This is a genomic window from Agrobacterium sp. BT-220-3, assembly GCF_025910175.1.
Taxonomy (GTDB): Bacteria; Pseudomonadota; Alphaproteobacteria; order Rhizobiales; family Rhizobiaceae; genus Agrobacterium; species Agrobacterium oryzihabitans.
Genome location: NZ_JAPAIX010000009.1, coordinates 78,949 through 94,326, shown reverse-complemented (window position 1 = coordinate 94,326; position 15,378 = coordinate 78,949). Strand labels below are relative to the sequence as shown.

Genomic DNA, 15,378 nt, shown 5'->3' with positions numbered 1-15,378 from the left:
TAAATCCTAAAGTGAAAACAGTAAGATAGGTGAGTTATGCAGAGCAAGCATAGCGAAAACAGGGGGATAGAACCACGTTCCATGCGGAAGTCGTCTTTCGCTGCCCTTGTTGGTGTTTCCCCCGCAAGGGTGTCGCAGATGATCGGCGAAGGGATGCCGGTTGAGCATGACGGGCGCATTGATGTTGCTCGTGGAAAACTCTGGATCAAGGAAAACGTCAGCGCCAGCCGCTCCGCCGCGCAATCGAAGGAATGCGACCAGATGGAAATGCCCTTCGCGGCGCGGACGGACGCCGCCGCAGAACGTGCGCGGCTGGCCCGCGAACAGGCCGACAACGTTGCGCTCAAAAATGCGATCCTGCGCCGCGATATGGTCCCGGCAACCGAAGTCGAAAAGGAATGGTCCGGCATCATCCGGCAGGCCCGCGCCGGTATCCTCGCCGTTCCGCCCCGGCTTCGTCAGATCATCCCGACGCTTTCCGCCCACGACATTGACCTGATCGACGCCGAGTTGCGCAAGGTTTTGGAGGAACTGGCCCATGCGAAATGAAACCCTTCGCGAAATCCGCCGCAACGTGCTTCAGGCATGGTTGCCGCCGCAGCGGCTTTCGCTCTCCCAGTGGATCGAAAAGGAAATCCGGCTTCCGTCCGATGTGTCGGCGCTTCCCGGCGCAATCCGGCTCTACCCGTTTCAGAAGGGCATGGCCGACGCCATGAGCGATCCGAAGATTGAGCGCGTCACGGTCGTCAAGTCGGCCCGTATCGGTTACACCACGCTTCTTGTCGGCCTCCTCGGTTCCCATGTGACGAATGAGCCTGCGCCCGTTCTGTTCGTGTTGCCGACCGAAGACGACTGCCGCAACTTCGTCGTGTCCAATGTCGAACCCACCTTCGAAGCCTCGCCGGTATTGGCCGGGGCGCTGGCGGGCGAACAGGGGGGCGAGAACCGCAACACGATCCTGTCGCGGCGCTTTCCCGGCGGAAGCCTCAAGGTCGTTGCGGCCAAGGCTCCGCGCAACCTTCGCGCCCACAATACCCGCATCCTGATTATCGATGAAGCGGACGGCATGGAAATGACGAAGGAAGGAAGCCCGATCCGCATTGCCGAACAGCGCACCGTGTCTTTCCCTGATCGCAAGATCGTCATCGGCTCGACGCCGATCTATGAGGAAACCAGCCATGTGCTTTCGGCCTATGAGCGTTCCGACAAGCGGATTTTCGAGGTGCCTTGCCCGGAATGCGGCGAGTTCCATGAGGTGATGTGGAAGGATATCCAGTGGCCGGAGGGCAAGCCCGAACAAGCCTACTGGTGTTGCCCTGGCTGCGGTTCGGTTGTTGAAGAGCGGCAGAAAAATACTATGGTCGCCGGTGGACGCTGGCGCATCACCGCGCCTGATGTCACCGGCCATGCGGGCTTTCGCATCAACGCCCTTGTCTCGCCGTTGACGAATGCTGCATGGGGCAAGCTGGCGGCGGAATTCCTCGCGGCAAAAGACGATCCCGGCCTGCTGCAAACCTTCATCAATCTGGTCTTGGGGCAAGGCTGGCGCGACGGTGGCGATGAACTGGATGATAATGACCTTGCCAGCCGCGCCGAAGGTATATCGCTCGATCTGTTGCCGGAATGTGTCCTGTCGTTGACGGCGGGCGTGGACGTGCAGCGCGACCGGCTGGAAATCACCTTCATCGGCTGGACGCAATCGGGCGAAGCCTTGGTGCTGGATCATAGGGTTGTTTGGGGCTTGCCGGACGATGATGCGACGTGGACCGAACTGGACGCGCTCTTGAAAATGCGCTTCGATCATTCGTTGGGCGGAAAACTGGGGCTGGATGCCGTGGCCGTGGACAGTTCGGACGGCGTGACGATGGAAAATGTGTACGCCTTTTGCTTCCCTCGCGCATCGCGCAAGGTGTTGGCGATCAAGGGTGTGACCGGAAACCGGCCATGGATTGAAAAATCGAAAAGCCGCGTCAAGGGCGGCTGGTTGTGGATCGTCGGCGTTGATAGCCTGAAATCGCATCTGGCGGCGCGGCTGACCCGTAGCAACTCAATCCGCTTTTCCGACAAGCTGCCCCGCGTCTGGTTTGAACAGCTTGCCAGCGAGCGCGCCGTGGTGCGCTATACGCGCGGCCAGCCCTCGCGCCGGTTTGAACGTATTCCCGGCCGACGCGCCGAAGCGCTGGATTGCGTCGTCTATGCCTTCGCGGCGCGGCAGATCATCAATATCAATTGGGAGCAGCGGGCGGACGATCTGCGGTCACTGGTGCCGGTCGAAGCAGCAAAGCCGCAGCAGGTCACGAAAAGCAAGTGGATGCGCTAAAACTCGACTGGCGGGCCTTGTTTTCACGTTCGCCAGTCGAAAAAAGGTTCACTGCCCGATCCGAAACGCAAAAAAAGATACGTGCAACAAACTACGTCATCAGAAATCACCAAATACGTTTTGTCGATTGAATTGATTAAATCGATAGTCGCATTTGGATATTGTTCTTTTATCTCTTCTACATCCTCTTCGCTAAGACGAGTGAATAGCCTGCATGTCATTTAGAGAAGTCTAAGTTCGGGCCGTCGATAGCAAGAGCGCCATCGAACTCGACCGTATATGTTCCCTGAACCGTGAAATCCTCATACAGGTCAATTTGAAGCTGCGTCCCGCGATCTTTGACCCGATTGAACCGCAGAGGAACCGCGAAAACGTTGGCTCCAAAATTAATAGGCTTGTCGCGAGGATATTCTTTCAAGAGGTCCATAAGCTGGCCTACTGTGATGTCGTTCATCGGATTTCCTTGGTGAGTTGGTGCCTACAAAGGCGCGCAGCTATTCCGTTGCCAGATGAGCTTTAATTGCCTCCATAGCTTCCTGACGCCGGTTTTCTCGTCTTGCCTTGATCATTTCTCTGATTTCGGCCTCGCTCAATTCAGGGTTTTTATAGAAGTACGACATGAACTCACTTCGCTCTATGGTCGCGATCATGTCAAATGCCCACACTGCAAGATCGATCGGTATATCATCTACGTAATTGAGTACGTGATACATTAGCCTCAGTTGATAATCGAATTCCTGATCCGAAACGGCGTTCATCACCTCGGCGTGTCGCGCCAGCGCGTCATACTTCGCCGCTGCCTGATCAAGCTCGCTTTCTAGCGTTTGCACCGCGCGTGATAGCTTCTCCCAGTGTTCCGGCGGGTGTTCAACCGAAAAAGTTAGACGCTCAATAATCTCAGCAGACAGGCTCCGACGATTGCCGTGAGCAGCTTCTTCAAGCTGCTCTTTAAGGTCCGCTGGAACCATCAACTTATACTGAATTCTTTCAGGATCGCTCATGTCGGATAAATGGACGAAAAATGTCCTTGACGCAATGGGACATTAAATGTACCAAAAGGACATTAAATGTCCAAATGAGGTGACTTTATGGCAACGCCACACAAGCAATTCAAAATCAACATTCCACCAGATGTGAAGGATTGGCTTGCCGAGCAAGCACACAGAAACCTGCGCTCACAGACGGCAGAAATCGTCTTGGCACTGCGTGAAAAAATGAAGCGTGAAAACGAAAAAGCCCCGGCCCAGTCCTGATAAAACTGCCGGGGCTTTTCCACAACCTCATGGAAAGGTGCATTAAGCAAATGAAACATAATACGAAATCCGCATATAGCGCAAGCGCTATCGAACGTCTGTCTGCCCTCGCGCATGATTTCGACATGCTGACCGGCGATACGCAAGACGTGCACACTGCCGCCGAGATTGCCTGTGACGCTTTTCAAGGCGTGTTGAGCGGCACGAAAGCAACTGAAATCGTCAAGGAAGAATGGGCCGAGCTTTTCTATTACATCGGAGAAGCCGAGCGCCGACGCATTGACTATCAAGTTGTTGATGCGGTCAGGCGCGCCCGCGAGGCCGACGAACGCGCAACCGAGCTCTCCGACCGGTTGATGGATGTCGTTCGCGAAATGCGCAGTGGGGCTTCTGTTTCGGCCCCCAAATCGTCCGGCCTCGAAACCGCGATTGCAACGTGGATGACGGCGCATGCCGCATGGGTGGCCACCGAAACGGATGGCAACATTCCGGATGGGACGCCGGAAGAACTGGCGGAGCGTCAGGCGTTGATCGAATTGGCGGGCTTTCCCTGTAACTCGATTGAGGACGTGCGCCGCAAAGCCAATCTGTTTCAGGACAACGACCATCTTAGCAACGTTGCCTCGGATCACGCATTGTACCTGCTGCGCTCGTTTGCCGGTTGATTTTCCACCCGTAACCGGGGGCCGCTATAATCACGGCCCCTTGCAACGGAGGCGCTGGACTTGAACATTGACATGGGATCATCACACGGTTTAATGTGTGGGAAAATCACACGGAATTTGATCGATATGAACCGACTTGTTGGACCCTCCGAAGTAGAAAAGCGTACCGGCCTTGGTGTCGATATCTTGCGCGACTGGCGCCGCCGCAAGATTTTGACGGCTGGAACGCAGCAGGAAAATGGCCGTTGGGCATATTCGGTTGGCGATGTGGCGCAACTCGCCGCCGTCAACTTGCTGACCAAATGGCGCATCGTTTCCGACCTGAGTGATGCTTTCCAAGTTGCAGGGCAGGCGGTGCCTTTCATTTATGCTGCTATTTCCACTGACGCTTGGTTCAAAAAACGTGTCGGCAAGCTTCCCCTGATCGTCTTCTTTGCCATTCGCGAGGGTGAACGCCTGCAATTCGAGGTCGTTCACAAGCTGGACGATATCACCCGCCTGCGGGTTCCGGGCTTCGTTGTCATCGACACTCACGAACTCGCCGTCCATCTGAGTGAGCAGCTTGAAGGTCTCTTCGATCATCAGGGCGGGAACTAGGCATGGTGTTTTCTCTCCCGAAACTCATCTTCCGTTCGAACAAACAGGAAGCAAAACATGTCCGTAGCATGAACGCTGCGGCGCTGTGGCCGGACGATCCGCGCATGCCGACCCCGAACCGGGACATTCTGGCAAGCGCGCAGATCGTCGGCCAGCGTGTCGCCGGTCTCGCGAAGAACGATCCGATTGTTGCTTCCGGCGTTGACATGCTGGTGAGCCTGATCGTCGGGATCGGCACCCGCCTGAATACGCCCGACGAGACTGTTGACGAAGAATTTAATGGCCTGCGCCTCGATCCCTCCCGCAAACAGTCGCTGACGGCCATGCAGCAGACCGCTATTCGTTCCTGGGTGATTGCCGGTGAGGCGATTGCCCTTCTCGTCGTCGTGGACGGTGACCTTGCGGTCCACCTCCTGAACCCGGAGCAACTGGACCGTTCCAAGAATGAGGATTTGGGCGAGGGCCGCCGCATCATCAGCGGCGTGGAACTGGATGCTTATGACCGCGCCGTTGCCTACTGGCTTCTGCCGCAGGCTCCCGACGACCCTTTCATGCGCGTCACGCAATCGCAGCGCTTTGACGCTGGCGATGTCATCCATATCTTCGAACGCGAGTTTCCGGGGCAGGTGCGCGGCATTTCTCCGCTGACGCCGATCCTGCCTTCGGTCAACACCGCATCCATCGCCACCGACGCGGGTTTGAAGAAGTTGCAGGTTGCGGCCCTGTTCACGGCGTTTCTCACGTCGCCGGATGGTAGCGAGTTGTTTGGCGACAAGAACCCAAGTCTTGAACCGGGGGCGCTGGTTCGCCTCAATCCCGGCGAAGAAATTCACAGCGCGCAGGGCGGCGATGCGGGCGATCTGCCTTCTTTCCTCAAGCTGATCTATCACCAGTGCGCCGCCGCCATCGGCGTGACCTATGAGGACCTGACCGGCGATCTTTCCGGCGTCAACTACAGCTCATACCGCGCTGGCGCTCTGACTGCCCGCCGCAAGGCCGAAACCCGCCGCAAGGTTCTCCTGATCGACGGTTTGCTTGTGCCGGTATTTGAGCGCTGGCGCGCCATCGAACGCCTGAAAGGCCGTCGCCTTCCTTCCGGTTCGGCCAAATGGATCGAACCGACTTGGCCGGAAATCGACCGCCAGAAGGAAGCCGATGCGGATATCTCGCTGGTGAAGGCCGGTTTGAAGTCCCGCAAAGAAGTCATCGAAGGGCGCGGGCGCGACTTCTCCGCCGTCAATGCCGAAATCGAGGCCGATGATTTCCGCCCGACCGAAACTGGTAAAGCGTCATGAGGATCGCGCTCGACTACGACAACACCTTTACGGGCGATCCCGGCCTCTGGCGGTCTTTCGTCACCGCCGCCACGGATCGCGGACACGAAGTTCGTATCGTCACCGCGAGGGCGCGCACGAACAACATTGACGATCAGGTGAGCGGTATCCCCGTCATCTACTGTGACGGGGCCGCGAAACGCCTGTTTTGCCAGACCGTCGCGCTGTGGAACCCGGATATCTGGATCGACGACAAACCGGAAGCGATTGCCGCTCCCTACAAGCGAGGTATCATGACAAACGCCATTCTTCGATATCAGGCGACGGCGCGCCCGAACAGCTTCAATCCCGAAACCCGCACTTTCACCGTTGTTGCCCTGACGGGTGGCAAGGTTGACCGTGGTTCCCATACCGAAGTTATCGATGTCGATAGCTTCTTCGCGGCTGGCCTGCCGCAAAGCCTGCCGCTCCAGACGGACCATTCCAACAGCGTCCGCAACACCATCGGGCGTCTGGCGAATTTCCGTTTCGAAGCCTTGGCAGATGGCACCCGTGCCGTTCTGGCCGACGCCACTCTTTCCAGCCGCGCCGATAACGAAGCCATTGCCGCCAACATCAAGGACGGTGTGCAGACGGCGTTTTCCATCGCGTTTGCGGTTTCGAAGTGGCGCGACGGAAAAGACCCGGTAACGGGCAAAAAGATGCGCACCGCCGTTGCCGGACGGCTGGTTGAAGGCTCGCTTGTTGTTGATCCGGCAGACCCTCTCTCCATCATAAGGAATTCCACCATGCCGCAGGCAAACCCCGTTCCGGGCGAAAACGACGACGTTCCCGAAACGACTGATATCCAGCTTCGCAGCCTTGCAAAGGCCGCAGGCGTTGCCGATCAGGTGATTGACGCCGTGCTTGTCACCGACGCCACCACCGAACAGAAGATGCAGACCATGCTGGCAACGTTGAACGCCAAGCCCACCGTGCGCACCGCATCCAGCCACAACGATGAAACCTTGGACAATCCGCAGGTTCTCCGCCGTGCAGCGGTCGAAGCCTTCGATGCCGTCAATCGCGGCGAGGCCCCGACCGGGAATGCGGTTGCAGTGTTTGCCGATGGCGAGGCAGCTTTCGCCCGCCGTCTTCTGCGCAATGCCGGTGAAAACATCGTCGGCCTGTCTGACGATGTGGTGAAGCGCAATGCGGCGGCGACTTCCGATTATGCCATGATCGCCGGGGCGACCTTCAACCTCTCCATGCGCCGCGAATACGAAGCGCAGTCCTCGCCGGTTTCGGCCCTGTTCGGTCGCGCCACCGTTTCCAGCTTCAACAAGGAAACCGTGGGCATTGTGGACTGGACCACGCTTGAGATTGGCGACAAGCTGGAAAACGGCAAGTACCGCGCCTCGTATGTGGATGAGAGCGGCGAAACCGTCTTCGTCCATACCATCGGCGGTGTCACCTCCATCAGCCGCGAACTTTCCATCAACGCCGGTGCGCGTCTCGGCAACATGGGCTTGAAATACGGCAAGCGCCTCGCTGCCGATATCGCCGACCGGCAGGTTGCCTTCCTTGAGCAGGGCGCATTTGCCGGTCCGCAGATGGCCGATGGCAAGCCGGTGTTCCATGCGGATCGCGCGAACATTGAAGCCTACACTCAAGAAGCTGGCACGTACATTTTGCAGGTCATGAAGTTTCGCTCTGACATGGCGAAACGCAAGGGCAAGGGCGATGTGATGATCGGAGAATATCCGACGCATTGGCTCATTCATTCTGACTATGAGGAAATGGCGGTCCGCGTTCTCGCCACTGTCACGGCCAGTTCCATCGCCGATGTGAACCCGTTGGCGGGCAAACTCAAGATCGTGGTCGAACCCCGCCTTTCCAATCCGGCTAAAAGCTGGCTGGCGGTTGAGCCGGCCAAGATGGACGGCGCGACCCGCGTCTTCCTTCGCGGTCACGAAGCGCCCTTCACCGACAGCCGCCAGAACTTCGATACGGACAATATCGATTTCAAAATCCGTCAGGATTTCGGTCTTGGTTGGGTGGAATGGCGTAGCTGGTCCCGCCTCGACCACGCTTGAGGCGGCGGATGACCACTGTTTCCGAAATGCAGGACCAGCTTGCGAAACTCCGTTCGCTTCGTGCGGACGGGGTGCGCAAGAGCCGCTTCGGGGATGACGAAATCGAGTTCCGTTCCGATACCGAACTTGCCGCCGCCATCGCCGATCTCGAACGCAGGATTGCCGCCGCTTCTGGCGGCAATCGCATCACCAACATTCAAGGCGTGAAAGGCTACCGTCGATGAAGAACTATATTCAGGAAGGGGATATCCTCAACCTCACCGCACCCGCTGGCGGGCTTGCCTCCGGGCAGGCTCACATGTTCGGCGATCTGTTCGGCGTTGCTGCTGCCGCAGCCGCCGAAGGGGCAAAGGTCGCCGTCTCGCTGGAAGGTGTATTCAGCCTTCCGAAGGCGACGGGCGCAAGCCTCACCGAAGGTCAGAAGGTCTACTGGATCGCCGCTGACAAGAAGGTGACGGCCACCGCAAACGGCAACACGCTGATCGGTCATGCGGCACGGCCCGCAGCCGCCGACGCCGTGACCGCCGAAATCCGTATCAAGAACTAAAACTCACATTCCCGGCCTCCATAGAGGCCGGGGCCTACCCTCTGATCGGGCTTAGCCATGGCAAACACAAAAGCTGCAATCAAACAGGCTGACGCAAAGCGCATCTTCAAAGCTGGTCGCGAGGCCGGTTTCCCGGAGGTGAAAATCATCGTGCACCCTGATGGCCGCATCGAAGGCGTTGGCTATGAAAACCCGCTGCGCGCCCGTACCGATGCGTCCAACAGTTGGGATGATGTGCTGAAATGAAGCGCAAGAGCCGTAACGGCATGCCCCAATATTGTACGTTGGTCTTTGATCGCCACAAAAAGCGTCGTATTCGCTTTCGGGCCAAAGGCGTGGACACTTACCTGCCGTATCCGCCCTTGGGGGCGGAGTTTGATAAAGCCTATGCGGCGGCGCTTGCGGGCATTCCTGAATGGCGCGCTAATATTGGCGCGAGCCGCACGAAGTCCGGTTCTTTCGATGCGCTGGCGGTCTCCTATTATCGTGATCCGAAGTTCACCGGATTACGTGACAGCACCAAAAAAACCTATCGTCTTATCATTGAGCGCTTCCGCGAAAAGCACGGACACCGCATGGTTCGCGATCTTCGATTTGAGCATATCAGCGCCATTATCGGAGCGATGTCCGAAACCCCACAAGCAGCCAATCGCCTGCTATCTATCTTGAAAATCATGCTTCGACATGCGGTTGCGCAAGGATGGATCGCTCATAACCCGACCGAGGCTGTGGAAGGCTTTAAGAAAAAGACGAAGGGTTTCCACACTTGGACAGAAGCCGAAATAGCGGCCTACGAAGCTCGACACTCGGAAGGAACGAAAGCGCGCTTAGCGCTTATTTTGCTGCTCTACACAGCGCAGCGCCGCAGCGATGTGGTTTTGATGGGATGGGAGCAGATCAAAGGCAAGCACATTCAGGTCAAGCAGGTGAAGACAGATGCTGAGCTCGATTTGTTCATGCTGCCTGCCCTGACAGACGCAATCCGGTCGCTTCCAAGGGACAAGAAAACATTTCTTACCACCGAGCAGGGCAAGCCGTTCACGCCTGCTGGCTTCGGTAACTGGTTTCGCGACCGTTGCAATGAGGCAGGTCTCACTCATTGCACAGCGCATGGACTTCGCAAAGCCGCTGCCCGTCGCATGGCAGAAGGCAACATGAGCGGTGACGTTATCAAGGCCGTTACCGGCCACACGGACCTCAAGCAAGTCTCCGTTTACACCGCCGCAGCAAATCAGGCGGCACTTGCTGAAAAGGGTTTGAAGGCCATTGCGGGGACAAAAACGAGAACAAATTCTGTCCAACCCAAGAAAAAAGTTGGACAAACGAAAGGTGAATAAGATGGGAAATCAATGCCTTGGCAATGAGGATGGCGGACAGGGTGGGATTCGAACCCACGGTACGCTTTCACGCACACACGCGTTCCAGGCGTGCGCCTTAAACCACTCGGCCACCTGTCCTTTTTGAAATCTGCATGTTTGGAAGAATGCAAATCACTGGAACGGCGCGATATATACCGATGAATTCGCAGGGATCAACACGAATCTGACAGTTTTTTGAATTGTCGGCAATTTCCTGCGTTCGGATGCGATTGCAAACCGGTTTTCCGGCCTTTATCGATGCAATATATCTGTCAAAATGTGGCTGTCGAAACGACGGGCCGTAACCGAGGTGTCCCTGATGAAAGCTTTTTTGCGGTTTTTGAGCTTTCTTTTCCTCGTTGCGGCGGTTTTCATGGGTGTACTGGATTCGATCCGCTCGGTTTCCACATCCTCGGTCAACATTACCGGCATCCTGTCCGTCTGGGACTATCTTCTTCCTGCCTCACGCACCATGGTGGAAGCGGCCCTGGCGCACTATATTCACCCTGAAGCGTGGCGCTTCATTGAAAATGCCCTGTCGGCATTGCCCGCATTCGCTTTTTTCCTCGCGTTGTCCCTGCTTTGCTGGATGGCCGGTTACAGGAGATACAAGGCGATGAGGCGTTTGCCGGCCTGACTTTGTCGGCCTGCCTCTGGAGGCCTGGAGGGTTGGCGCCCGCGGATGTGAACCACGAGACGCGGCGGAGCTTGCCGCACGGAGGACCGAATGTTCCTGTTCGATACGCTTTCAAAAAAGACGACGATGCCGACCGAAGAGACGGCTTTGCCCGGCCGCGAAGAGGCGCTTGCGGTGCCGGAAGCCCATTTCGTCAATGGTCGACCTCTGAAGGGACCTTATCCCGATGGTTTTGAAACCATCTATCTCGGCATGGGTTGCTTCTGGGGTGCCGAGCGGCTGTTCTGGAAAACGCCGGGCGTATGGGTAACGGCGGTCGGTTATGCCGGCGGTTTTACTCCCAATCCCACCTATCAGGAGACGACGACCGGCCAGACGGGCCATGCTGAAGTGGTCAAGGTCGTCTACGATCCGGCCGTAATCTCGCTGTCAGGTCTGCTCAAGATATTCTTCGAGGAGCACGATCCGACACAAGGGATGCGACAGGGCAACGATGTCGGCACGACCTATCGTTCCGCCATTTATGCCAACACGGAAGGCCAGCTGCAGCAGGCGCAGAAGGCGCGTGATACTTTTCAGGAGGCTCTGGAGGCGGCGGGTCATGGCAGCGCCATCACCACCGAGATCGGACCGCTTGAAACATTTTATTACGCGGAAGACTATCATCAGCAATATCTTGCCAAGAACCCGGGTGGCTACTGCGGCCTCAGGGGAACGGGCGTAAGCTGCAATATCGACTAGATTTTTTGCACGTCGCACCGGTGGAAAGACTAAAAAAACGCCAGATTAAAGTTTTTCCACCGGGTCAAAAAAACCGGATGAATTTTTCATTGAGCCATGCAAGGATATGAGCCAAGCACAGCCGGGGAAACGGCTGGCGGTTCCGCAGACATTCCCGGTCAACGGGTTTGCGGGAGGACCCTTAAAATATCAATTGCAACAACAGGGCTGCACAATGAAAAAATCCCTTCTGACACTTTTTGCGCTTGCCGCAATGTCGGCTTCCGCGCTCGCGGCGGATATCAAGCCGGCGCTGGTCTATGGCACGGGCGGCAAGTTCGACAAGTCGTTCAACGAAGCCGCTGCGGCCGGCGCTGAAAAGTTCAAGGCGGAAACGGGCATCGAGTTCCGCGATTTTGAGCCGACCAGCGACACGCAGGGCGAACAGGCCATCCGCAACTTCGCCAGCAAGGGCTTCAATCCGGTCGTCGCCGTGTCTTTCGCCTGGACCTCGGCCATGGAAAAGGTCGCAGCCGAATTCCCCGATACCAAGTTCGTCATCGTCGATTCCGTCGTCGAGCTGCCGAATGTCCGCTCCGTCGTCTACAAGGAGCACGAAGGCTCCTATCTCGTCGGTCTTCTGGCCGGCATGGCCTCCAAGACCGGCAAGGTCGGCTTCATCGGCGGCATGGATATTCCGCTGATCCGCAAATTCGCCTGTGGTTATGCCCAGGGCGCGAAGGCTGCCAACGACAAGATCGAAGTCTTCCAGAACATGACCGGCACCACGGGTGCTGCCTGGAACGATCCGGTGCGCGGTGGTGAACTCACCAAGAACCAGATCGACCAGGGCGCTGACGTGATCTACGCGGCAGCCGGTGCGACCGGTATCGGCGTGCTGCAGACCGCGGCCGACAACAAGAAGTTCTCGATCGGCGTCGATTCCAACCAGAACCACCTGCATCCGGGCTCGGTTCTGACCTCCATGGTCAAGCGCGTCGATCTGGCCGTCTACAACGCCTACAAGGATGCCAAGGAAGACAAGTTCACCCCCGGCATCGTTGCGCTCGGCGTCAAGGAAGATGGCGTCGCCTACGCCCTCGACGACAACAACAAGGCCCTGATCACGCCGGAAATGACCGCCGCCGTGGACAAGGCGAAGGCCGATATCATCTCCGGCGCCGTCAAGGTTCATGACTATATGGCGGATAATTCCTGCCCGAAATGATATGATATGTAACGGGGGCGCATGATGTTTTTCATCTTGCGCCCTTTTCATATCCAGCCTTCGGAAAGGTTTCGGTTTGAGTATGGATCCTGCAATCGAACTGGTGGGCATCGACAAGAAATTCGGTGCCGTTCACGCCAACAAGAATATCAATCTGACCGTCGCCAAGGGCACGATCCACGGCATCATCGGGGAAAACGGCGCCGGAAAATCGACGCTGATGTCGATCCTCTACGGTTTTTACCAGGCCGACGCCGGCGAAATCCGGGTGAATGGCGCGCCGATCGTCATCCGTGACAGCCAGGCGGCAATCAATGCGGGCATCGGCATGGTGCATCAGCATTTCATGCTGGTGGAAAATTTCACCGTGCTGGAAAACGTCATGCTGGGCGCGGAAGGTGGTGCATCGCTCGCCAAGGGCCGGGCGGCGGCGCGCAAGGAACTGAAGCGTCTCGAGGACGATTACGGGCTGGAAGTCGATCCCGATGCGGTGATCGAGGAATTGCCGGTCGGTCTGCAGCAGCGCGTCGAAATCCTCAAAGCCATGTATCGTGGCGCGGAAATTCTTATCCTCGATGAGCCGACCGGTGTTCTCACACCCGCGGAGGCCGATCACCTTTTCAAGATCCTCGGCGTCCTGCGCGACCAGGGCAAGACCGTCATCCTCATCACCCACAAGCTGCGCGAGATCATGGCGATCACGGATTCCGTCTCCGTCATGCGCCGCGGCGAAATGGTGGCTACCCGCAAGACCTCCGAAACCAGCGTCGAGGAACTGGCCGAACTGATGGTCGGCCGTCGCGTGCTGCTCAGGGTGGAAAAGGGCGAAACGACGCCGGGTGAGGTTCTCCTCTCCATCCGCAATCTCACCGTCAAGGACAGCCGCGGCGTCACCATGGTGGATGATGTCTCTCTCGATGTCCGCGCCGGTGAAATCGTCGGCATCGCCGGTGTGGCGGGTAATGGTCAGTCGGAGCTTCTGGAGGCGATCGCGGGCATCCGCAAGCCCTATTCGGGAGAGATATGGGTGGCCGGGCAGAAGGTCGACCGTCCCGATCCGGCCATTCTGCGCGAGCTCGGTCTCGCGCATATACCCGAAGACCGGCACCATATGGGTTTGGTGCTGAAATTCGAAGAATATGAAAACTCCATCCTCGGCTATCACCATGACGAGCGTTACGGCAAAGGGCCTTTCCTGAACCCCGAGGCGATCCGCAAGGATGCGGTCGAAAAAATCGAGAAATACGATATCCGTCCGCCGAACCCGCAGCTGAAGACCGCCAATTTTTCCGGCGGCAACCAGCAGAAGATCGTCGTGGCCCGCGAAATCGAACGCGACCCCAAGATGCTGATCATCGGCCAGCCGACCCGCGGCGTGGATATCGGCGCCATCGAATTCATCCATCGCCGCATCATTGAAATGCGCGATGCCGGTAAGGCGATTTTGCTGGTCTCGGTCGAGCTCGATGAAATCCGTTCCCTTTCGGACCGGATCATGGTCATGTTCGCCGGGCGTGTCGTTGGAGAGAAAACGGCGGAAGCCGAAGAACAGACGCTGGGCCTGATGATGGCCGGCATCGCCGCATGAGGCATGAATGAGTACCGCTTCCGTACCCCTACCAAACTGGATCAGCTACGGCCTGTTGCCGTTGCTGAACGTCGTCACCGCCTTTCTGATTTCCGGCCTCGTCGTCTGGTCCATCGGTGAAAACCCGCTGGCAGCACTTCGTCTGCTCATTGAAGGCGCGCTCGGCCGTGGTGACGCCATCGGCTTCACGCTGTTTTACACGACGAGCTTCATCTTCACCGGCCTTTCCGTCGCAGTCGCCTTTCATGCCGGTCTGTTCAATATCGGCTCCGAAGGTCAGGCCTATATTGGCGGGCTTGGTGCCGCGCTGGTGGCGCTCACGCTCGACCGTTATGTGCCCTGGTATGTAACGATGCCCTTCGCCGTCATCGGTGCTGCACTTTTCGGTGCGGCCTGGGCCTTCATTCCAGCCTGGCTGCAGGCAAAACGCGGCAGCCACGTCGTCATCACCACCATCATGTTCAACTTCATTGCAGCGGCCTTGATGGTCTATCTGCTGGTGAATGTATTGATCGTGCCCGGCAAGATGGCGCCGGAAACGCGCACCTTCCTGGCCGGCGGGCAATTGCCGAAGCTGGACTGGCTGATGGCGCTGTTCGGCCTCAAGCTCGGGCCGGCGCCGTTCAACGTGTCCTTCCTCATCGCGCTGGTCATGTGTTTTCTCGTCTGGGTGCTGATCTGGCGCACCAAGCTCGGTTACGAGATGCGCACGCTCGGCGTCAGCCCATCGGCAGCCGTTTATGCCGGCATTCCCTATGCGCGCACCGTCATCATCGCCATGCTCATTTCCGGCGGTCTGGCGGGCATGATGGCGTTGAACCCGGTCATGGGCGCTTCCGCCCGCCTGCAGGTGGAATTCGTCGGCGGTGCTGGCTTCGTCGGCATCGCCGTGTCGCTGATGGGGCGAAGCCACCCGCTCGGCATCATCTTCTCGGCGTTGCTGTTCGGCATTCTTTATCAGGGCGGCGCTGACCTTTCCTTTGAGATGCCGAACATTACCCGCGAGATGATCGTGGTGATCCAGGGTCTGGTGATCCTGTTCGCCGGCGCTCTCGAATATATGTATCGGCCGGCGGTCGTCCGCATCTACCAGCGTTTGGCAAAGGGGTGAGCTGA

General features: G+C 57.7%; 18 protein-coding genes and 1 tRNA gene. 16 read left to right on the top strand and 3 right to left on the bottom strand.

The genetic code is table 11. The annotated features are described in order from the left end of the window. Positions 1 to 81: 81 nt before the first annotated feature. Positions 82 to 549: a DNA packaging protein gene (locus OK142_RS19780; protein ID WP_498684730.1), complete on the top strand. Its 468-nt coding sequence runs from the start codon at positions 82 to 84 to the stop codon at positions 547 to 549. Further along, positions 539 to 2,320, top strand: a complete 1,782-nt coding sequence (locus OK142_RS19775; protein ID WP_498684729.1) for a phage terminase large subunit family protein — start codon at positions 539 to 541, stop codon at positions 2,318 to 2,320. The genes OK142_RS19780 and OK142_RS19775 overlap by 11 nt, the downstream gene beginning before the upstream one ends. Positions 2,321 to 2,537: 217 nt before the next feature. Here the strand turns inward: OK142_RS19775 and OK142_RS19770 are convergent, their stop codons facing one another. Next, positions 2,538 to 2,774: a hypothetical protein gene (locus tag OK142_RS19770; protein WP_498684727.1), complete on the bottom strand. Its 237-nt coding sequence runs from the start codon at positions 2,772 to 2,774 to the stop codon at positions 2,538 to 2,540. A gap of 40 nt (positions 2,775 to 2,814) precedes the next feature. Next, positions 2,815 to 3,321, bottom strand: coding sequence for a hypothetical protein (locus OK142_RS19765; RefSeq protein WP_498684726.1), 507 nt, complete (start codon positions 3,319 to 3,321; stop codon positions 2,815 to 2,817). A gap of 87 nt (positions 3,322 to 3,408) precedes the next feature. Here OK142_RS19765 and OK142_RS19760 point away from each other — a divergent pair, with 87 nt between their 5' ends. The 9 genes from OK142_RS19760 to OK142_RS19720 are packed head-to-tail and all read left to right on the top strand — an operon-like array spanning position 3,409 to position 10,068. Then, complete coding sequence (locus OK142_RS19760) at positions 3,409 to 3,573, top strand: Arc family DNA-binding protein (RefSeq protein WP_498684725.1); 165 nt, start codon at positions 3,409 to 3,411, stop codon at positions 3,571 to 3,573. 50 nt (positions 3,574 to 3,623) lie between these two features. Continuing rightward, entirely contained in the window at positions 3,624 to 4,238 is a 615-nt protein-coding gene (locus tag OK142_RS19755) for a hypothetical protein (RefSeq protein ID WP_498684723.1), read from the top strand. A gap of 60 nt (positions 4,239 to 4,298) precedes the next feature. After that, positions 4,299 to 4,835, top strand: coding sequence for a MerR family transcriptional regulator (locus OK142_RS19750; protein WP_498684721.1), 537 nt, complete (start codon positions 4,299 to 4,301; stop codon positions 4,833 to 4,835). A 2-nt stretch (positions 4,836 to 4,837) separates the two neighbouring features. Next, the gene (locus OK142_RS19745) at positions 4,838 to 6,130 is read left to right on the top strand and encodes a phage portal protein (RefSeq protein WP_498684719.1); all 1,293 of its coding nucleotides are present in this window, start codon (positions 4,838 to 4,840) and stop codon (positions 6,128 to 6,130) included. Then, on the top strand, positions 6,127 to 8,184 hold the full coding sequence (locus tag OK142_RS19740; protein ID WP_498684717.1) for a hypothetical protein: 2,058 nt from the start codon (positions 6,127 to 6,129) through the stop codon (positions 8,182 to 8,184). Before OK142_RS19745 ends, OK142_RS19740 begins: the two co-directional genes overlap by 4 nt. Positions 8,185 to 8,192: 8 nt before the next feature. After that, positions 8,193 to 8,408 carry a phage head-tail joining protein gene (locus OK142_RS19735; protein WP_498684715.1) on the top strand — a complete coding sequence of 72 codons (216 nt, stop codon included), beginning with the start codon at positions 8,193 to 8,195 and terminating at the stop codon, positions 8,406 to 8,408. After that, the gene (locus tag OK142_RS19730; protein WP_498684714.1) at positions 8,405 to 8,731 is read left to right on the top strand and encodes a DUF2190 family protein; all 327 of its coding nucleotides are present in this window, start codon (positions 8,405 to 8,407) and stop codon (positions 8,729 to 8,731) included. The genes OK142_RS19735 and OK142_RS19730 overlap by 4 nt, the downstream gene beginning before the upstream one ends. Positions 8,732 to 8,788: 57 nt before the next feature. Beyond that, entirely contained in the window at positions 8,789 to 8,977 is a 189-nt protein-coding gene (locus OK142_RS19725; protein WP_498684712.1) for a hypothetical protein, read from the top strand. Continuing rightward, the gene (locus tag OK142_RS19720; RefSeq protein WP_498684710.1) at positions 8,974 to 10,068 is read left to right on the top strand and encodes a tyrosine-type recombinase/integrase; all 1,095 of its coding nucleotides are present in this window, start codon (positions 8,974 to 8,976) and stop codon (positions 10,066 to 10,068) included. Before OK142_RS19725 ends, OK142_RS19720 begins: the two co-directional genes overlap by 4 nt. Before the next feature lie 30 nt (positions 10,069 to 10,098). On the opposite strand, the gene OK142_RS19715 is transcribed toward OK142_RS19720, so the two are convergent. Continuing rightward, a tRNA-Ser gene (locus tag OK142_RS19715) sits at positions 10,099 to 10,188 on the bottom strand. Between the two features lie 220 nt (positions 10,189 to 10,408). Between OK142_RS19715 and OK142_RS19710 the strand changes: the two genes are divergently transcribed. The 5 genes from OK142_RS19710 (at position 10,409) to OK142_RS19690 (ending at position 15,373) form a co-directional block, all read left to right on the top strand. After that, positions 10,409 to 10,726: a hypothetical protein gene (locus OK142_RS19710; protein WP_035241954.1), complete on the top strand. Its 318-nt coding sequence runs from the start codon at positions 10,409 to 10,411 to the stop codon at positions 10,724 to 10,726. Between the two features lie 90 nt (positions 10,727 to 10,816). Further along, positions 10,817 to 11,467 carry a peptide-methionine (S)-S-oxide reductase MsrA gene (msrA, locus tag OK142_RS19705; protein ID WP_137038463.1) on the top strand — a complete coding sequence of 217 codons (651 nt, stop codon included), beginning with the start codon at positions 10,817 to 10,819 and terminating at the stop codon, positions 11,465 to 11,467. A 214-nt stretch (positions 11,468 to 11,681) separates the two neighbouring features. Beyond that, entirely contained in the window at positions 11,682 to 12,674 is a 993-nt protein-coding gene (locus OK142_RS19700; protein ID WP_498684708.1) for a BMP family lipoprotein, read from the top strand. Between the two features lie 82 nt (positions 12,675 to 12,756). Then, a complete protein-coding gene (locus tag OK142_RS19695) occupies positions 12,757 to 14,262 on the top strand; it encodes an ABC transporter ATP-binding protein (protein WP_051032419.1) in 1,506 nt (501 codons plus the stop codon). 7 nt (positions 14,263 to 14,269) lie between these two features. Then, complete coding sequence (locus OK142_RS19690) at positions 14,270 to 15,373, top strand: ABC transporter permease (RefSeq protein WP_003493078.1); 1,104 nt, start codon at positions 14,270 to 14,272, stop codon at positions 15,371 to 15,373. Positions 15,374 to 15,378 lie beyond the last annotated feature (5 nt).

What these genes read in the sequence shown, in the direction of transcription:
- OK142_RS19780 (WP_498684730.1), top strand. Translation starts at nt 82, where the DNA reads ATGCGGAAGTCGTCTTTCGCTGCCCTTGTTGGTGTTTCCCCCGCAAGG.
- OK142_RS19775 (WP_498684729.1), top strand. Translation starts at nt 539, where the DNA reads ATGCGAAATGAAACCCTTCGCGAAATCCGCCGCAACGTGCTTCAGGCA.
- OK142_RS19770 (WP_498684727.1), bottom strand. Translation starts at nt 2,774, where the DNA reads ATGAACGACATCACAGTAGGCCAGCTTATGGACCTCTTGAAAGAATAT.
- OK142_RS19765 (WP_498684726.1), bottom strand. Translation starts at nt 3,321, where the DNA reads ATGAGCGATCCTGAAAGAATTCAGTATAAGTTGATGGTTCCAGCGGAC.
- OK142_RS19760 (WP_498684725.1), top strand. Translation starts at nt 3,409, where the DNA reads ATGGCAACGCCACACAAGCAATTCAAAATCAACATTCCACCAGATGTG.
- OK142_RS19755 (WP_498684723.1), top strand. Translation starts at nt 3,624, where the DNA reads ATGAAACATAATACGAAATCCGCATATAGCGCAAGCGCTATCGAACGT.
- OK142_RS19745 (WP_498684719.1), top strand. Translation starts at nt 4,838, where the DNA reads ATGGTGTTTTCTCTCCCGAAACTCATCTTCCGTTCGAACAAACAGGAA.
- OK142_RS19740 (WP_498684717.1), top strand. Translation starts at nt 6,127, where the DNA reads ATGAGGATCGCGCTCGACTACGACAACACCTTTACGGGCGATCCCGGC.
- OK142_RS19735 (WP_498684715.1), top strand. Translation starts at nt 8,193, where the DNA reads ATGACCACTGTTTCCGAAATGCAGGACCAGCTTGCGAAACTCCGTTCG.
- OK142_RS19730 (WP_498684714.1), top strand. Translation starts at nt 8,405, where the DNA reads ATGAAGAACTATATTCAGGAAGGGGATATCCTCAACCTCACCGCACCC.
- OK142_RS19725 (WP_498684712.1), top strand. Translation starts at nt 8,789, where the DNA reads ATGGCAAACACAAAAGCTGCAATCAAACAGGCTGACGCAAAGCGCATC.
- OK142_RS19720 (WP_498684710.1), top strand. Translation starts at nt 8,974, where the DNA reads ATGAAGCGCAAGAGCCGTAACGGCATGCCCCAATATTGTACGTTGGTC.
- OK142_RS19710 (WP_035241954.1), top strand. Translation starts at nt 10,409, where the DNA reads ATGAAAGCTTTTTTGCGGTTTTTGAGCTTTCTTTTCCTCGTTGCGGCG.
- msrA (WP_137038463.1), top strand. Translation starts at nt 10,817, where the DNA reads ATGTTCCTGTTCGATACGCTTTCAAAAAAGACGACGATGCCGACCGAA.
- OK142_RS19700 (WP_498684708.1), top strand. Translation starts at nt 11,682, where the DNA reads ATGAAAAAATCCCTTCTGACACTTTTTGCGCTTGCCGCAATGTCGGCT.
- OK142_RS19695 (WP_051032419.1), top strand. Translation starts at nt 12,757, where the DNA reads ATGGATCCTGCAATCGAACTGGTGGGCATCGACAAGAAATTCGGTGCC.
- OK142_RS19690 (WP_003493078.1), top strand. Translation starts at nt 14,270, where the DNA reads ATGAGTACCGCTTCCGTACCCCTACCAAACTGGATCAGCTACGGCCTG.